Origin of the sequence: Paenibacillus dendritiformis (genome assembly GCF_015845845.1) — a bacterium.
GTDB classification, from domain to species: Bacteria; Bacillota; Bacilli; order Paenibacillales; family Paenibacillaceae; genus Paenibacillus_B; species Paenibacillus_B dendritiformis_C.
Genome location: NZ_LDIG01000061.1, coordinates 40,725 through 57,446, shown reverse-complemented (window position 1 = coordinate 57,446; position 16,722 = coordinate 40,725). Strand labels below are relative to the sequence as shown.

The following is a 16,722-nucleotide window of genomic DNA, read 5'->3' as shown; positions in this document are numbered from 1 at the left end:
CAAGCAGCTTGAAAAAGAGGTGAACAGATTTGTTATCTTTCACAATAAAACGGTTGGGAGCCTTAATTCCGGTGCTTCTGGGAATGGCGTTTATCGTGTTCATGATGATTCGAGCCATTCCAGGCAACCCGGCACAGCTTATACTGGGCCAGCAGGCGACACAGGATGCCGTGGCGGCATTGACAAAGGAATTAGGCTTAGACCAGCCATGGTATATCCAATTTTTCGAATATTTGGGCGGGTTGTTTACAGGAAATTTGGGTGTCTCCCTAAAAACAAGAACTCCGGTCGCCGAGGAAATTTGGCCTTATTTAGCAGCAACGATTGAACTTGCCATCATTGCTATGATTATTGCGGTTGTCATTGGTGTCAATGCCGGGATTATTTCAGCATGGTTCCAAAATTCATGGTTCGATTATGTGGCCATGATTATCGCGCTTATCGGCGTATCGATGCCTATTTTTTGGCTGGGCTTGATGGAACAATACATCGTCGCCCTGAAGTGGGATCTTTTGCCGACGACCGGGCGGGATAATATCCGGGATCCCGTGGAGGCGATCACGAATTTATATTTAATTGATACCTTGTTGCACAGGAGATTCGATCAATTTATCGAGGTGATCCGTCACCTAATCCTTCCGGGTATTGCTTTAGCCACGATTCCTATGGCGATTATAGCCCGAATGACAAGATCGTCCCTGCTTGAGGTGATGCGTTCCGATTTTATCCGCACAGCCCGTGCCAAAGGGATGAGAATGTTCTGGGTGGTGTATAAGCATTCCTTGAAAAACGCGTTAATTCCGGTAGTGACGGTCATCGGTCTGCAGACAGGCATGCTGCTCGGAGGGGCGATATTAACGGAGACCATATTCGGTTGGCCGGGAATTGGCACTTATATTTACAATGCGATTAATTATCGTGATTATCCGGTGATTCAGTCTGGTATTTTAGTCATTGCCTTCCTCTTTATTATGATTAATCTGTTCGTAGATTTGCTGTATGCGGCAATCGATCCAAGAATTAAGTACAAATAGGAGGGAACTGTCATGGCACAAATCGTCAGCAATCCCCCGCCGATCTCGGCTCCCCCCGTGAACGAAGAACCCTCCATCTCGCCATGGAAGGATGGGTGGAGAAGCTTTAGGAAAAATAAAGCCGCCATTGCCGGAGTAGGCATCGTCATCTTCTTTCTGTTCTTGGCTATTTTTGCAGATTTATTGGCTCCCTACTCCTATGATGCTCAAAAATTATCAGATAAGCATGTGGCTCCGTCGTCAGCGCACTGGTTTGGAACGGACGAATACGGGCGGGATATCCTGAGCAGGATCATTTATGGCGCCCGGCTGTCTTTATGGGTCGGCTTCGTCTCGGTGGCGGGGTCAATCCTTGTCGGATCGGTTCTAGGCTTGATCGCGGGATATTACGGAAGATGGCTTGATATGATCATCTCCAGAATCTTCGAGATATTGCTGGCTTTCCCGAGTATTTTACTAGCGATTGCCATTGTGGCTACATTAGGGCCGTCATTACGGAATGCATTGATTGCCATTGCCATTATCAATATCCCGACCTTTGGCCGGTTAGTCCGTTCCCGAGTGCTGGCTATCAAGGAAGAGGAATATATTGCGGCGGCGAAAGCCATTGGCATGAAAGACGGCAGAGTCATTTTTCATCACATTCTTCCGAACAGTCTGGCCCCTATCATTGTGCAGGGAACGCTGGCCATTGCGACGGCTATCATTGAATGTGCGGCATTGGGATTTCTAGGCTTGGGTGCGCAGGCTCCGGCATCGGAGTGGGGGACCATGCTGGCTGAATCCCGGAACTACATCCTTCAAGCGCCGTGGACTGTATTATTCCCGGGACTATCCATCATGTTGACTGTCCTTGGATTTAATTTAATGGGAGACGGCCTGCGGGACGCGCTTGATCCGAAAATGAAAAGCTAAATAATAATAAGCAGACATATTGCAGCGAGTCAGCCAAAACAAGGCTGGCTTTTGAACTTTTTTGACATCTTTTCATCTTGCTTTCTTACCTTTTTAACAAACCCAAAAGGCCATAAAACGCAAATATAAGCCTCTAGGACTATCCTATTTTTTATTTCCGCCAAAAAGTTGGACAATCTGCCTTGTCCACAATATTAAACTCGATCATTTTCTCAAGTAATGAAAAATCAACCGGACTATCCCACGGGATACGTACCAACTGCTTGGTGTGATCATAGCCCGCCTTCACAATTTCACCAGAAAAATGGCTAATCCCTGCCCTTTCGGGGGCAACAGCCAAATGATGTTTGGCTACGCTAAAGCCGATAATAAATGTGCCGTGATCGGTAAACATAGGCTGATTCCACGCCATTTTTGGCATTAAATTTGGAAATTGCTTAGTTACCCAAGCCAAAACCTCTTCCGTCCGGGCCCGATGTTGCGGGTTATCAATATGCGCTAAATATTCTGCAAAAACTTCCATGTTGTTCCCTCCTAAAATTATGAGTTTGAGCCGCATTCGCCAAGCTCAATGGCCCCGCCCGGAAAACACCAGCATCCGTTATCCGATCGGTTGAGCATCAGCACTTGCTGCGACGCGTTATACAAAATAATGCTTGCGCCGCATAACAGCAGCGGATCATGGCCAATTCGGCTCCGCATCCTTTTGATGTACTCTAACATGGACTCTCCCCTCCGCCCTGCTTCTCCTTCAAGCTTCTTCGAATCTCTTGAACCAATAAGCTCTTCTCTTCTTCCGAGATCGCATCCGCCGACAATTTTCGAGCAGCGACAGGCACAAGCCATGGATATACTTCTTCATAGGTAATTCCGGATAACTTCGTATACTCATCCATAAATACATCGATAATCGCTTCCCTCATCGGATCAAAAAATTCCGAGATGCTTACTCTCTTCCTATGCCGGTACCACGCCCAGATCTCTTGCACATCCTGTTCATCCAGGCAGGCCACCGAGAAATCATTGCCGTTCAGCAAATGAGCCTTGAGCGACATCAGACGCTTGCTCTCCTGAAAATACGTCCGCCCCATCTGCAGGGCGACAATTTGCGGGCGCAGCACATAGCAGGTCTTGCGCGCGACGATCCGGTTCCGCACAATTAACTGCCGATCCCGCAGCCCGACGCCGGCGTCGCGGAAGCCCAGCCATCCGGTAAGCAGCAGCGGAGGCAGCAGCGCCAGCACCCAATAGGCATAGGCTCCCAGGAACCAATATACGCCAATGAAGGCAAGCGCAAGGAACAGCAGGTGGCAGCGGATATAATACCACCAGGCCCGCCGCGGCGCGCCATGCTGCACCGAGCCGAGCTCGAAGTCCGGCAGGCATCGCGACAGCAGGTCCGGGATGTCGCGGACCGGGACGTACGGATGCAGCATCAGCGATTCCTTCATGTCTGACGAGACGACGCGGACCTCGATCTCGGCGTAGCCCAGCGCCTGCCGGAGCAGCCCCTCCTTCACCACGATCGCCTGGACGCGCTCCGGCTTGATCGCATTCATCTTTTTCTCGAACAGCCCGTAGGTGACGACGATGCTCCCGTCCCGCTCCTCCGCCGTGAACCCGTAATATTTGACGATATAGAGCAGGGAAGACAGCAGCCAGGCGCCAAGCAGCGCCCCGGCGCCCATGATCGCGATCGATACCGGCCCGGATATGCTCGATTCGATGGCATGCAGCAGTTGATCCGAGATTCGCTTCGGTACGATCAGCTTCACAATGTCATCGGCGAATGAGAGCAGCCCGGCGAAGAACGCCAGCACCAGCCCGGGATTCATCGTGCTGAGCGCCCCGACGAACAGTTGGCCTGCCGGCATGCGAACGAGGGGGAGCGCCGGGGCGGCCCCCGCTTCCGGCCGGCACCCGGCGCCGCTGCCTTCCGCCGCGGCTTCCTCCGGCCGCTCGCGCCCCTGGCTGCGCTGCATGAGCAGGCTGCGCAGCTCCTCTGCCCTCTCCAGCGACAGCGCAGGGAGGACGCCATCCGACTCGCCGCTTCCGCCCGGCGTCTCGATCTTTAGCTGCGCCATGCCAAAGAGGCGCTGCAGCAAAGGCTGCTCCACCTGCACCGAATGAATCCGGCTGTAATAGATCGTCTTCTCATCCCGGAAGAACAGCCCCTGGCGGATAAGAAGCTTGTCGGCTTCCACCTGGTATCGGAAGCGGCGCCACTTGATGATGTCGGCCGCGAGGAACAGCAGCAAGGCGGCCCCTCCAATGATAAGATAACGCTGCGGATGCTGGGCTCCTTTGAAGAACAAGATCAGCAGCAGCGGCCATAGATTCCTCAATGTCTTCACCAACGAGAACACGATGAACAGCGGATGAAGGCGATTCTCCCGATCGTTATTCATCGTCTTCCACCCTGGCGAGGACGGCGATGCGCTGCTTCAGCGCTTCGGCGTCCAGCGATTTCAAGCCCTGAATCTCATGGGTCGTGGCCGCGGTCACGATGGAGATTTGGGCCAGATCGAACTTGCGCAGCACGGGGCCGCTAGCCTTCTCGACATGCTGCACGCGGGTCATCGGCACAAGCACATGTTTGCGGAAAAAGATGCCCGAATGAATCTCCACTTCCTCTTCACGAACATCATAGCTAAAATAACGAAAAGTCAGCACGGGCGAGAGGAAAATGTACCATACGCCCGTCGCCAAAAACAGAACGAACGCAATCCAGCCCGGATACTTCACCCACCCCTGGATATGGGCCGCGATGGCGTATGCGGCGACCATCGCAAAGAGAACAAGATGAGCCGCGCATGCGCGAATACGGGCCACCTTCATGAAGTCCGGATGCAGCCGTCTGGTCGATGCTTCGTTCACAATCCTCCTCCTTGTCGCCTGTACTCTCATCATCGGAGCTGCGCGGCAATCGACAGCACCTCTTCCTTCGTCATGGATTCCGACTCCGGAATGATGGTGTACCGCAGGCCATCCTCATCCCACCAGAGCGAATGAAGGGAGTCGTCGTATAGCCCTGCCTGTCCGCGAACCTGGACCTTCTCCATCCCGTACTCCGGTTCCCTGCCCGCTCCCTCCGGTGACGTAGAGACGCTGAGCGTCAGATACGGCTTATCGTCCTTCCAATAATTGAGCGAGATTTCGGTCCGATCGAGGTTTTCTTGCAGGTCGTACATGTAGACTTCCATCAGCTTCACGCCGTCCTCCCGACACTGCAGGAAGGTGCCGCCTAGCGCCGCCTCCGCCTGCTCAAGCGTAACCGTCTTTGTCATCATCGAGTCGTCCAGATAACGCACGGGAATATCGTCCGGAATATCCAGAGTGAACGTCTCTTCGGTGAAGCGCGGGGACATGTCCAGCTTCGTATAGACGGACTCGGTGCGGAGCGGCCCGCTTTCGAAGACGCTTTTCAGCATCATCCATGTCTTCGGGTCAATCCACAGCTCCAGTCGCTGGAACAGATCGCCCTTCTTTTTCGCAACCGCCTTGAAATGAATTGTATTCCATTCGCCGACCTTTTCTTCCCCCACCGTCTCGAAATCATGGGTGGCTTGCAGCTTCTCCAGCATCTGCTTCATCTGCTCACGCTGCGTCAGCGGCGGGCTGTCCCCTCGCACCGACATGCGGAAGGCTTCGCCTCCCGTCTGATCCCATACGATGAACTGATGCCCGTCGTTCACCGTAACGGTGCTGTCCTTCGCCGACGTCACCTCGAGGCGCATCCGATCGGTCTCCCCATCAAGCCATTCCTTCATCAGGTAGCTGTCTTGTTGCTTCCCATTCTCATAAGTGATGCTCAGGCTCTCCCCATAATAGGAGAATGATTCCTTCCCGTTCTCCAGCATCTTGTCCACAATCTGTTCTCCAGACAGGTTGAACCCCAGATTGCTCCGACACCCGCTCACCAGGAAGCTGCAGACGAGCAATATACATAATCCGGTGCGAATTATCCTCATCACGGAACCTCCTCATTATCGGAACCGGCAAGCCACAAGCGTGCCGAACGATGCCTCTGACCATATCCGAATGTCTCCGTCATGCTTTTCCACGATCATCTTCGCGATGCTCAGACCCAGCCCCGAGCTGCCGGCATGCGCCTTCGTCCGGGATGAATCCGGCTGATAGAAGGGCGTGAACAGCCGTTCCAGTTGATCGGCCGCAATCGCCGCCCCTTGATTCTGTACGAACAGAACCAGGCGTTCCCCCCGCCAAGCCTGCACCTCGTCCACCATCGCCGGAAAAATCCAGTCCGGCAGCGGCTCAGACGGCGAATAGGCTCCAAGCCAGATCGAGCGCCCGCCGTCCGTATAGCGGATGGCATTGCCCATCAGATTATCGACCAGCCGGATCATTTGCTGGGCGTTCATATAGCAGGAGCCCGAGACCGCGCAGTCGGTCACGAGCCGGATTCCGCGCTGGGCGCACAATCCGTCATAGCCCGAGAAAAGCATCTCGAACAGCTCATCCCCGTCGACCTCGACCCGCTCCTCCAGCTTCTCCGACGATTTCAGGGCCGTATACATCGTCAGATTGTCCAGCATGCGCCGCATATGCGCAATCTTGTCGAAGAGAACGGCATAATAGTCGCTTTTCTCCTCCTCCGACAGATCCCCTTCCTGCTGCAAGGCCTCGGCATAGGCATGAAGCGAGGTCAGCGGCGTCTTCAGATCGTGGGACAGCGCGGCGACCATATACTCCCGCTCCCGCTGCTCTTCCGCAATATGCTCGCGGGCGCACTCGATCTGGGCGCGCATTTCTTGGAAACGGCCGATAAGCTCTCCCACCTCATCCTTCGCCCGATGGACCGGATTCGGCACGGCCTCCCCGTTCGCGAAGGCGGCCATCTGCCTCATGAGCCCCTGCATCGGACGAATCAGCTTGCGGTGGATAGCGAAGATCGCAGCCGCATACAGCAGGAGGAAGAACAGAACCCAGCCGCCGGCCACGATCAGCGTCCGGTTCTGGAAGGCCGCCAGCCATTGATCGCGGACGATCGTTATCTCGTAGAAGCCGGCAAGCTTCTCCTGGTCGAAGACCGGCTTTTTGAGCGTGTAGGCCCGATGGGATTTGCGCATGTCATACAAATGCTCGTACAGCACCTCCGGCCGGACCCGGTACAGCTTCGGCGTCAGACTGTCCGCCATCGATGAAAATACGGTGACGCCGTCTGCCCGGTAGAGCGTAATCTTGAGCGAGTCGCTCGCCTCCCGCTGCAGCGCGGCGAACCGTTCGTCCGGCTGCACCCGGTACAGCGACACATCCTGCAGCAGCGGCTCGAGCTCGGCCAGGAGGCCGGTCATTTCGATATATTCCTTCAGCTCCTGGCGTTCATCATAAGTATGAATAAGCTGATAGAACACATATCCGGCCAAGACCGGGAGCAGCATGACGACGAGAAAGCACAGCATAAGCCAATGCTTGATCTTCATGGCAGCAATTCACCGATAAAGCGGTACCCGGTTCCCCATACCGTCTGAATATACCGCGGTTCGCGAATATCCTCGCCCAGCTTGGTGCGGAGGCTTTTGACGTGAACCGATACCGTGTTGTTGCCCTCGATATTGACCTGATGCCATACCTGCTCGTACAATTCCTTCTTGGAAAAGGCGCGCTGCGGATGCTGAGCCAGCAACTGCAGCAAAGCCCATTCCTTCGCCGTCAGCGAAATCGGCTCCTCCTCCAGCGTGACGAGCTGGCGATCCTCGTCGATGACGAGCCCCCCCTCATACTTTTTGAGACGGGGCAGTTCCCCTTCGCTCGAGTAGCGGCGGAACCGCCGCAGATGCGAGCTGATGCGGGCCGACAGCTCGGACAAGCTGAACGGCTTCGTAATATAATCGTCCGCGCCCAGCTCCAATCCCCGCACCTTGCTCTCATCCTCCTGGCGGGCGCTTATGATGAGCAGCGGGACATTGCTGCTGAGGCGGATATTGCGGCACAGCGTAAAGCCGTCCATCTCCGGCAGCATCAGATCGACCAGAATCAGATCGAACGAGCCGGTATGGAAGTCCTCCCACCCTTCCGCCCCGGTGGAGGACCAGGTTACTTTATAGCCTTGTCTGCGCAAATGATCCTGAACAATGCGCGCAATCTCTTTATCATCTTCAACAAGCAGCAGGTGCGCTGGCATATCCATCTCTCCTTGCCTTCTTGCTTTACCGTAAGTATATCGTTCTGGCACGAACGGCTTCTTATTTTTAAACATTCTTTATAATCATACCGCAAACGGCCTCCATATTGGATGCGTAAGCTTGGATTTCATACCGGATTCCGCCAACTTCCCGTCGAAGACAGCATCCGCCGGAACGCCAATGGCCGCCCGGACTCTTCGCCGGGCGGCCATTGCGCATCAAGATATCTTATTCAACTTAACATGAAAACCTCTTAAATATCTTTCAGGTAGGTCTCCGTTCGGTATTGTTCGTCTAATGTCAAGAAAGAAAGACCTTCAAAAATCAATGCTTTTGTCGGTCTGCCCGTGACATCCCATACCGCACCGGCCCACAAATTATCTTGAAACGCAACCTCGTTGCTTTCATCGCCCCGGAAAAATAAATCATGCAGCGGAACCGTTAACGTCCGGACGGCTCCCGGAGCATCAGTGGATAATATATAAGAGAATTGAACATCTCCCGTAAAATAGCTTTGGCTCTTGATTTTATAAACGGCAGGGGATGCATACACATGGGAAATCAACGTCCCTTTTGACATGGGCGGCAATTTGGCCGATCCGGATGAGTTGGTGGAGAAAGTTACCGTTTTGGCATCAGACGTCCCGCTTTGATTGGAATTCGTATATTCATACGATAGCTCGCCCCCGACCTCAGCTTCATTCCCGAAAAAGCTTGTTTTTACTTTGAACGTAGCTTTAGCGCCGGCTTTATGGCTATGGGTAATCGATTTCGTCAGCGTGGAAGCGTTGGACACGGTATGCGTAAAATTATGCGATACCGTCAGTTCTTTGTCGGAACTCGGATTAAAAGCATCATGCTGTAACGTTTGGATCAATTTCTCCGGCCCTCTTTGCACCAGATCCAATTCACCCTTAAAGTCCGGAACAACGCCTTGTTCTTCCACATTGATTAGTTTCACGTCAAGCACGTCCACTCTGACGCTGGGATGCAGTCCGTTATGAATCCAGCGGACATAATTGGGAATCACTTTTCTCGCTGATTCTGCGATATTCACAACCTGCACCGCCTGGTAGTTGGACGATCGGATTTGGTTATTTGCGTTCATTGCTTCGGCGCCGGCTGCGGAAATATTCCCTGTCGGCATTAGAACGGATACACTTAAGATCATCATTGCGGTTATTAGTTTTATTTTGGCCTTCATTAGATCATCTCCCCATCCTTACAAAGTTAAATTATCTGCTGCAATGGCTGCACCTTGCCCCCATCCTTCTCATTCTATTTTTTTCATGATTTGCGCCTCCCCCGTGAACATAATTTCACAATAACATAAATTTCCTTCCAATATAAAATAAGGATTGTTATATTATGTTTCGATAATATGGCCGCCAGCGTGGAGACAAATGTAACTGCCGAACCCGCTGCGTCATGATACATTGCTTGTACGTACAACCGGACAAGAGGAAGGAGGCTTGCATGCTTAACCGCAATGACTATACTCCCCTATATGTGCAGTTGCAGCGGATCATCAGACAAGATATTATTCGCGGGAAGTATAAGGAAGGGGACATGATACCTTCCGAGGCGCAAATGATGAAGCTATACGGCGTCACAAGAACAACCATCCGCAAAGCGATATCGGATCTGGTCAATGAGGGTCTGTTAAGGCAGGTACAGGGAAAAGGAAACTTCGTATGCCTCCGGGAAGTGAAGCATAATATTTGGAACTTCAGCGGCTTTACCGATTATGTGACGAAGAAGAATGAGACTCCCGTCTCGAAAGTAGTCGAGAAACGCATCCTAACGCAGGATGGACGGGAATGGATGAAGCTGGTTCGCCTAAGAGGAATCAAGAACAAGCTGTCCACCCTCTGGCTAACGATCGATACGTCATTGGTTCCGCTGTCCGTTTTCCCGGGCATTGATCAGTATGATTTCTCGCGGCAATCGCTCTATAGCATAATGAAGCAGCAATACAAGACGGTTCCCAAGCATGCGCTTCTCCAGCTCGAACCGATTAAGGGAGACAAGAGAACCCAAGAACTGCTGGCATACGAAGAAGATATCCCGCTGCTGCAAGCAAATGGAACCGTTATCAGCGAAGACGAGGCCGAGATCGAGCGGGTTCAGGTCATCTATGGGCCCCATATGAATTTTAAAATTGTCGCCAGCATTTGAACATGGACGGACAGACCTTTCGTCTGCTCTTTCCCCGTGTGCGAGGGACAAGCAGAACTCTTTTTCGTTCCGGCTTGTACGTATAACCGGATAAGGTGCAGGTGTGAATAGAGTGAGGTGGAGATCGTAATGATGAAGCAAAAAATTGCCGGCGCTCTATACGGATTGGCCATCGGCGATGCGATGGGCATGCCCTCGGAGCTGTGGGCAAGAAGCAAGGTCAAGGAGTACTTCGGCACAATTACCGATTTTCTCGACGGGCCGCCGGAAAACGAAGTGGCCTGCAATTTTACGAAAGGGCAGTATACGGATGATACGGCGCAGGCGTTACTGATTTTGGACGCTCTCATTGAAAATGAGTTTGTTCCCGATACCTCCATTATCGCCCGGCATCTGCTGGACTGGGCGGATCGCATCGGCGCCTTCGACAACAATATTCTCGGGCCGAGCTCCAAGGCGGCCTTGGGGGCGATCAAGGAGGGCCGGGACCCCGAGCCCTTCACGTCCAGGGCGGAGACGAACGGCGCGGCCATGCGCATCGCTCCGATCGGATGCCTGTTCAGCCGGGATCGGAAGGCCGAATTGGCTCAATATGTATACGACATCAGCCGAGTGACGCATACGACCGATATCGCCGTGAGCGGCGCGGCGATGGTTGCCGCGGCCGTCAGCTCCGCCCTGGAGGATCAGGATTGGGATACGATGATGCAGGATGCGCTGGAAGCTTACGATATCGCGCGTCACCTCGGAGCCGCCACCTATAGCGCATCGCTGGCCGAGCGTCTGAAGCTGGCGCTTCAATACGCGAAGCAGTACGAGCACGATGAAGAGCGGTTCTCCCAGAAAATATACGACGTGATCGGAAGCGGCGTCTTGACGAGCGAGTCGGTGCCTGCGGCGCTGGCGATAGCTTACTACGCCAAGGACCCTCATCGCTGCAGCCTGATATGCGCGAATCTGGGCGGAGATACCGATACAATCGGGGCGATGGCGACCGCCATTTGCGGGGCCAAGGCCGGACTCGATGCGATCGATCCGCTGTGGATTGGGCGGATCGACGAGAGCAATTCCGTCGATTTGCATCATTACGCGAATCAGCTTCTTTCCCATAGACACCGGAACTGAAGTACGCACATCCATGCTAGACTAACATCGCATACCATGGGAGGAATAGTAATGAACACGCCGGAATCTTCGGTATTTATACCCGCTTCGGACAGAAAAGGAACCCCCAAGGAATTGTTTTTCATTTGGTTTGCCGGCAACATCGGAATTTTGGGCGTCGTCTATGGCGCGATGATTGTCGGGTTTCAATTAAGCTTCCTGCAATCTCTGCTGGCGGCGGCCGTAGGGGCGCTCTCTTTCGCCTTGGTAGGCTATCTAAGCTTGGCCGGAAGAGATGCGGGCACGACGACCTTCGTGCTGTCCAGAGCCGCCTTCGGCTTCAGAGGCAATTATATTCCGACATTTATGGGCTGGATTAACCTGGTCGGCTGGCTCGCGGTCGGCGTCGTGACCGGAACATTGACGCTCTTGGCGCTGTTCAGCGTGTTCGGCATCGGTTCCAATCCATTGTTGACGCTGATCTGTTTGCTGGCCTTCGCCGCTCTCATCATCGGCTCCAGCATGTTCGGCCAAGAAGCGCTTGTCAAAATCCAAACCTTTTTCACCTATGTCTTTGGCGGATTGACGCTTCTCGTCCTGCTGATCCTGATTCCGAAAACGAATTGGACCGAATTGATGAATATGAGCAATGGCAATTGGTTAACGGGCTTCCTGCCCGCGGTATCGATCATTATGGCCGGCACCGGGATTAGCTGGTCGATCGCTTCCGCCGACTATAGCTGCTATCAGAAGCCGGATCAATCATCCCGCTCCATCGTCGCCCGCGTCACGTTCGGGGCATTCATTCCGCTGTTCGTCATCATGAGCGTCGGCGTGCTGATGAGCACATCGGTGCCGGACTTGGCGGTCTCGGCCAACCCGATCGAGGTCATTAGCCAGGCGCTGCCGCGCTGGATGACGGTGGTTTACTTTGTCACCGCTCTGGGCGGCTTGATTCCGCAATGCATTATCGGTTTGAAGTCGGCGCGGGTCAACCTGGAAACCTTAAATATTCGAGTGAAAGAGTCCACATCGATTATCATACACTCGCTGTTTCTGATTTTGATTCCGGTATACACGCTGTTCGTATCCGAGGATTTCATGGGCAACTTCCAGACATTCCTGGGCTTGCTCGGCATCGGCATGGCGGCGTGGGCGGCGATCTTCCTCATCGACTATGTCAAAATCAGAAAGACAGCAGGGTACGACCCGCGCCTGCTCACGGATCCGGACTACAACAAGGTTAATTATGGCGGGGTATTCAGTTGGCTGGCCGGGGTGCTCGTCGGGTTCCTGTTCACGAATTCCCCGTTTTTCGACGGGTCTTTTGCCAAAGGCATGTTCCAGGACAACAGTCTGGGCGTACTTCTGGCCTTCGCCGCAAGCGCGATTGTCTATTCTATTCTGTTAACCGTTACCGCCCGGAAATAGGAGGGAATCGAAATGGCTGATCGGATATCTCGACTGAAGAATACGCGGAGCGATGCAAAAGTGCTCGTGCTCGGCGCCGCCGTCATCGATGTGATTATCCAACTGGATTCGCTGCCCCGAACCGGAGACGATGTCGCGGCCGAGCACCGGGAAACCCTTGTCGGCGGGTGCGCCTACAACGTGGCCCATATTCTGAAGCAATTGCGGGTCGCTCATGATCTGTTCGTCCCCGTAGGGGCAGGCGCCTATGCGGATATGATCCGGAAGCAGATGCAGGCCGACGGCTATCCGCTGCTGATCGAAGAGGATAGCGGCGATAACGGCTGGAATCTGTCGATTGTCGAGCGGGATGGCGAACGAACGTTCATTACGATCCCCGGAATCGAGACGAAATGGAAGCCGGCTTGGTTCGAGCGGCACAGCCTGGAGCAATATGATTATATCTACTTGAGCGGCTACGAACTGGAGGGGCCTTCCGGCCGCGTCATCCTGGACGCGTTGGCCGCCAGACAAGCATCCTGCCGGATCATATTCGATCCGAGCCCTAGAGTGGCGTATTTGGAACGGGAGACCCTGCGGCGCGTGCTCGCCATGAATACGATCCTGCATTTGAATCGCGCGGAGCTGAGCGGATTAACGGGGGTACAGGATCTGCATGACGCCGTTCGGGAAGCGTACCGTCAGACCGGCCAGCCCGTCGTGGTGACGCTGGGTCAGGACGGCACGCTGCTCTGCACTTCGGAAGGAAGCGAAATATTGCCGGCCGGCCAAGTAACCGTCGTCGACACGATCGGAGCCGGCGATTCGCATACGGGCGCCTTCATCGCTGGCCTCGCCAGCGGCTGGCCGCTGCGGGAGGCCTGTCTGCTCGGCAACGACATTGCGGGGCAGGTCGTGCAGCAGCAAGGAGGCAGATGGAGCTTATAGCTTGCTGGAGAGGTGGCCGGCCCGGCGCAAGCCAGCGGCGACACCAGCGGTGAAACCAGCGCAAGATCAGCGCGATACCTGCGGCGACACCAGCAGCGACCCTAGCAGCGACCCTGGCAGCGGCACCAGCAGTGACCCTGGCAGCGGCGGCGAAACCACCGGCGGCGACCAGCCGAGGCGGTGAATCCTGCATTTATACAGGATTTTGCATCGTTTCTACCCATTTCCGATGAAATTCCTGCAAAAGTGCATCATCTTCGCCGATTTTTGCTCCCCATCCCTAGGGAGGGCTTCAATTGATGCTGTTTTGCAGGATTTCGATAACGGAGGAAATGTCGCAAGCAGAATACTGTAGTTTTGCAGCTTTTTTGCAAAGCTGCGCGGTCTGGAGCAGGATGGGCTGTCACCACTGTAGGTTAACGCTACGGATGGGACAGCCCCTTCCGTTATCGAAGGCGTATCCGCCTATTTCACCGTAAATTCGATCGTCGTCGTCACGGCCTTGCCGCTGCGGAGATGGACCGCCGCGACGACGAGAACATAATTCCCCGGCTCGCGTATGGCGGTGCCGCGAACATAAGGCTCGCCGTTCAGCTTGCCGACGCGGAACGTCCCCGGTTCATCCGCCCACTCGGCGGCTGCCGGTCCGGTGTACGTCTGCCCATCCTCGACTCCCGTGACGGCCGGGGCATCCGGCATGGTCGTGTCGGATTGGTAAGCGCCTCTGAGCGATTGGTAGAGCGCATCGACCAATACCCCGGACGGATCATGGCTGTATTCCCACAGCATGACGCCGCCCAAGTCATGCTCCAGCACATATTTTCCTTTGGCCGCCGCGGATTCCGGATCGTCATACGTCAGCCACGTGCTGCCGTCGAACAGATACGGCGCCTGGGCCGCTTCATCCCAGTACCGGGTGTAGGCGAGCTTTCCGTAGGTGCTGCTCGTGACGGTATATTCCGTGAGCACTTCCCTATAGCTCGGCGTCAGCCAGCTCGGAGCAGCCCGCTGCCCGAGGCCGTTGTTCTCCGCCGACTGCACATCGGTCCACATGTGGGCGTAGAACGCCGCTCCGAGCACGAGCTTGGCGGCCGGCACCCCGTTGGACAGATACAGCTTCACGGTCGCATCCCCGCTCAGCCCAGGGCCGTACAGATTCGTATGATGCGCCGTCGTGTTCATCCAGCCGCCGGAGTAATCATACGTCATCAGCATGATGCTGTCCAAATGCGGATGAATCTTCTCGATCTCGACGCCGTTCAAATACGTCTGCGTCGATCCGACCGCGATAGCCAGCTCATAATATTTGCCGTCGGCCGCCCCCTTTGCGTCGAGCCGCTTCCGGAACTCTTCCAGCAGCAGGGTGAAGTTCTGCTTGTCTTCCGGCCTTGCCTTCACGACGCCGTCAGGGCTCTGCGTCGGATATTCCCAATCGAGGTCGACGCCGTCAAGCTGATACTGCTCCACCCAAGCCATGGCGCTCCCCGCGAGCGCGGCGCGCGATTCCTCCGTCAGGGCGGCATCGGAGAAGCCGTCCGCTCCCCAGCCCCCAATCGAGATCAGGACGCGCAAATGCGGATTCTGCGCTTTCAATCGGCTGAAGTACGCCAGATTCTCCTCGTCGTTCTGATCCGGGATATGAATGACTTTGCCGTCTTTGATGTGGGCGAAGGCATAATAGATATGCGTCAGCTTCGACGCATCGATCGGGTTCGCCTCCGACCAGTCTACCCAACCCGGCACGTAAGCGATCAGCCGCTTCGCATGCTCGATCTTGAACCGGACGGTCGTGCTTGCCTGTTTGCCGTTCGACGCTTTGGTCGCGGTTACGGTCAAGGCGTACTCGCCCTCCTCCTTGATCGCGGCGCCCTTCGCATATGCCGCTCCGTTCAAGGTCGCGCTTACGCTCGTGCCGCTCTCTGCCTTCCAGGCCGGCACAACGCCGATCGTATACGTCTGCCCTTCGCTTACGCCGGTCACGATCGGCGCGGCCGGTGCGCTGCTGTCCCCCGGGGGAGCGGAACCCCCGCCGGAGGAGGAGCCTCCTCCCGAGGAAGAGCTGCCTCCTCCCGAGTCCGGCGTCGTGCTGACCGGACCCTTTTTCTTATCTCCCTCCTTTTCCTTATCGTTTTCCTTTTCCGTGCCCTGGCCTGATTCCGGCTGCTCCTCGCCTCCTCTGAGCTTGCTCTGCAATGCGCGATCCAGGAACATGACCGCCTCGGCCCGCGTCATCTTCGCTTTAGGGCGTATCGTATCGTCGATATACCCCTTGAGCCATCCGGCGGCGACCATCACGCTCACGGCGTCCCTGGCCCATGACGCAATCTCCTTATGATCGGTGAAGGAACTGAGATCTCCCTTCGGTGAATCGGCCGGAAGCAGCCGGTTCAGCATAACCGCCGCCTCCTGCCGGCTGACCGGGAGAGCGGGACGAAATGTACCGTCCGGGAAGCCTGCCGCGAACCCGGCTTTGACTGCCCGCCTCACTTCATCGTATTCCCAGGAGGAAGCGGCAACGTCCGAAAACGAAATGTCCGCTATACCCGTGAACTGGAAGGCCCGGTTCATCAGCGCTACGAACTCCGAACGTGATACGGCCCTATTCGGCTGCAAGGAACCGTCGGCATAGCCGCGAAGCAGTCCCTTGTCTTTCCACTCCGTCATCGCCTTTTCGGCCCAATGACCCTCGATGTCTTGAACGCGATCCGGCGCAGCCGAAGCCGCGGCAGCCGAAGACAAGGTCATGACAATGCCCAGCATGAGCGCCATCAATTTTCGGGCACGGCCCCATTTAAGCGTTTTCATTTTTTTACACCCCCATAGGCGTTGTGATTCCAGCATGCAGGCACAGCCTGAACAATCACGAATGCGGGTTGAACATGGTGGAAAATGGATGCGGCAGAAGATGTGCGGTACAGCTAGTGCGGTGCTGCTAGAAGCGCGGCGAAGGTTGAACTGCCAGGAGAACGGCATACAGCGGCGGTTAT

15 protein-coding genes are annotated in these 16,722 nt (G+C 55.1%); 6 read left to right on the top strand and 9 right to left on the bottom strand.

What is annotated here, in order from left to right; all coding sequences use genetic code 11:
- Nucleotides 1–29 precede the first annotated feature (29 nt).
- Together ABD76_RS02765 and ABD76_RS02760 are read left to right on the top strand one after the other, a co-directional pair.
- The gene (locus ABD76_RS02765; RefSeq protein WP_197254095.1) at nt 30–1,034 is read left to right on the top strand and encodes an ABC transporter permease; all 1,005 of its coding nucleotides are present in this window, start codon (nt 30–32) and stop codon (nt 1,032–1,034) included.
- A 12-nt stretch (nt 1,035–1,046) separates the two neighbouring features.
- Nucleotides 1,047–1,949 (top strand): ABC transporter permease, encoded by a 903-nt coding sequence (locus ABD76_RS02760; RefSeq protein WP_197254094.1) that lies wholly within the window; start codon nt 1,047–1,049, stop codon nt 1,947–1,949.
- Between the two features lie 151 nt (nt 1,950–2,100).
- On the opposite strand, the gene ABD76_RS02755 is transcribed toward ABD76_RS02760, so the two are convergent.
- The 8 genes from ABD76_RS02755 to ABD76_RS02720 form a co-directional block, all read right to left on the bottom strand.
- Nucleotides 2,101–2,472 carry an iron chaperone gene (locus ABD76_RS02755; RefSeq protein WP_197254092.1) on the bottom strand — a complete coding sequence of 124 codons (372 nt, stop codon included), beginning with the start codon at nt 2,470–2,472 and terminating at the stop codon, nt 2,101–2,103.
- Nucleotides 2,473–2,489: 17 nt separating this feature from the next.
- Complete coding sequence (locus ABD76_RS02750) at nt 2,490–2,672, bottom strand: NUDIX hydrolase (RefSeq protein ID WP_197254091.1); 183 nt, start codon at nt 2,670–2,672, stop codon at nt 2,490–2,492.
- Nucleotides 2,666–4,357, bottom strand: a complete 1,692-nt coding sequence (locus tag ABD76_RS02745; RefSeq protein WP_242069314.1) for a PH domain-containing protein — start codon at nt 4,355–4,357, stop codon at nt 2,666–2,668. Before ABD76_RS02745 ends, ABD76_RS02750 begins: the two co-directional genes overlap by 7 nt.
- A complete protein-coding gene (locus ABD76_RS02740; RefSeq protein ID WP_197254090.1) occupies nt 4,350–4,826 on the bottom strand; it encodes a PH domain-containing protein in 477 nt (158 codons plus the stop codon). The genes ABD76_RS02745 and ABD76_RS02740 overlap by 8 nt, the downstream gene beginning before the upstream one ends.
- A gap of 29 nt (nt 4,827–4,855) precedes the next feature.
- Nucleotides 4,856–5,920 carry a LolA family protein gene (locus ABD76_RS02735; protein WP_197254086.1) on the bottom strand — a complete coding sequence of 355 codons (1,065 nt, stop codon included), beginning with the start codon at nt 5,918–5,920 and terminating at the stop codon, nt 4,856–4,858.
- A gap of 15 nt (nt 5,921–5,935) precedes the next feature.
- On the bottom strand, nt 5,936–7,393 hold the full coding sequence (locus ABD76_RS02730; protein WP_197254084.1) for a sensor histidine kinase: 1,458 nt from the start codon (nt 7,391–7,393) through the stop codon (nt 5,936–5,938).
- Nucleotides 7,390–8,094, bottom strand: coding sequence for a response regulator transcription factor (locus tag ABD76_RS02725; RefSeq protein WP_197254082.1), 705 nt, complete (start codon nt 8,092–8,094; stop codon nt 7,390–7,392). The genes ABD76_RS02730 and ABD76_RS02725 overlap by 4 nt, the downstream gene beginning before the upstream one ends.
- 254 nt (nt 8,095–8,348) lie before the next feature.
- Complete coding sequence (locus ABD76_RS02720; RefSeq protein WP_197254080.1) at nt 8,349–9,299, bottom strand: hypothetical protein; 951 nt, start codon at nt 9,297–9,299, stop codon at nt 8,349–8,351.
- Nucleotides 9,300–9,571: 272 nt separating this feature from the next.
- On the opposite strand from ABD76_RS02720, the gene ABD76_RS30120 reads away from it, so the two are divergent.
- From ABD76_RS30120 to ABD76_RS02700, 4 genes are all read left to right on the top strand, one after another.
- Entirely contained in the window at nt 9,572–10,273 is a 702-nt protein-coding gene (locus ABD76_RS30120) for a GntR family transcriptional regulator (RefSeq protein ID WP_197254078.1), read from the top strand.
- A gap of 132 nt (nt 10,274–10,405) precedes the next feature.
- Complete coding sequence (locus ABD76_RS02710; protein ID WP_197254122.1) at nt 10,406–11,398, top strand: ADP-ribosylglycohydrolase family protein; 993 nt, start codon at nt 10,406–10,408, stop codon at nt 11,396–11,398.
- 51 nt (nt 11,399–11,449) lie between these two features.
- Nucleotides 11,450–12,808: a purine-cytosine permease family protein gene (locus ABD76_RS02705; RefSeq protein ID WP_197254076.1), complete on the top strand. Its 1,359-nt coding sequence runs from the start codon at nt 11,450–11,452 to the stop codon at nt 12,806–12,808.
- Nucleotides 12,809–12,820: 12 nt separating this feature from the next.
- On the top strand, nt 12,821–13,735 hold the full coding sequence (locus ABD76_RS02700; protein WP_197254074.1) for a PfkB family carbohydrate kinase: 915 nt from the start codon (nt 12,821–12,823) through the stop codon (nt 13,733–13,735).
- 465 nt (nt 13,736–14,200) lie between these two features.
- On the opposite strand, the gene ABD76_RS02695 is transcribed toward ABD76_RS02700, so the two are convergent.
- Nucleotides 14,201–16,540 (bottom strand): glycosyl hydrolase family 18 protein, encoded by a 2,340-nt coding sequence (locus ABD76_RS02695; protein WP_197254072.1) that lies wholly within the window; start codon nt 16,538–16,540, stop codon nt 14,201–14,203.
- Nucleotides 16,541–16,722: the final 182 nt, after the last annotated feature.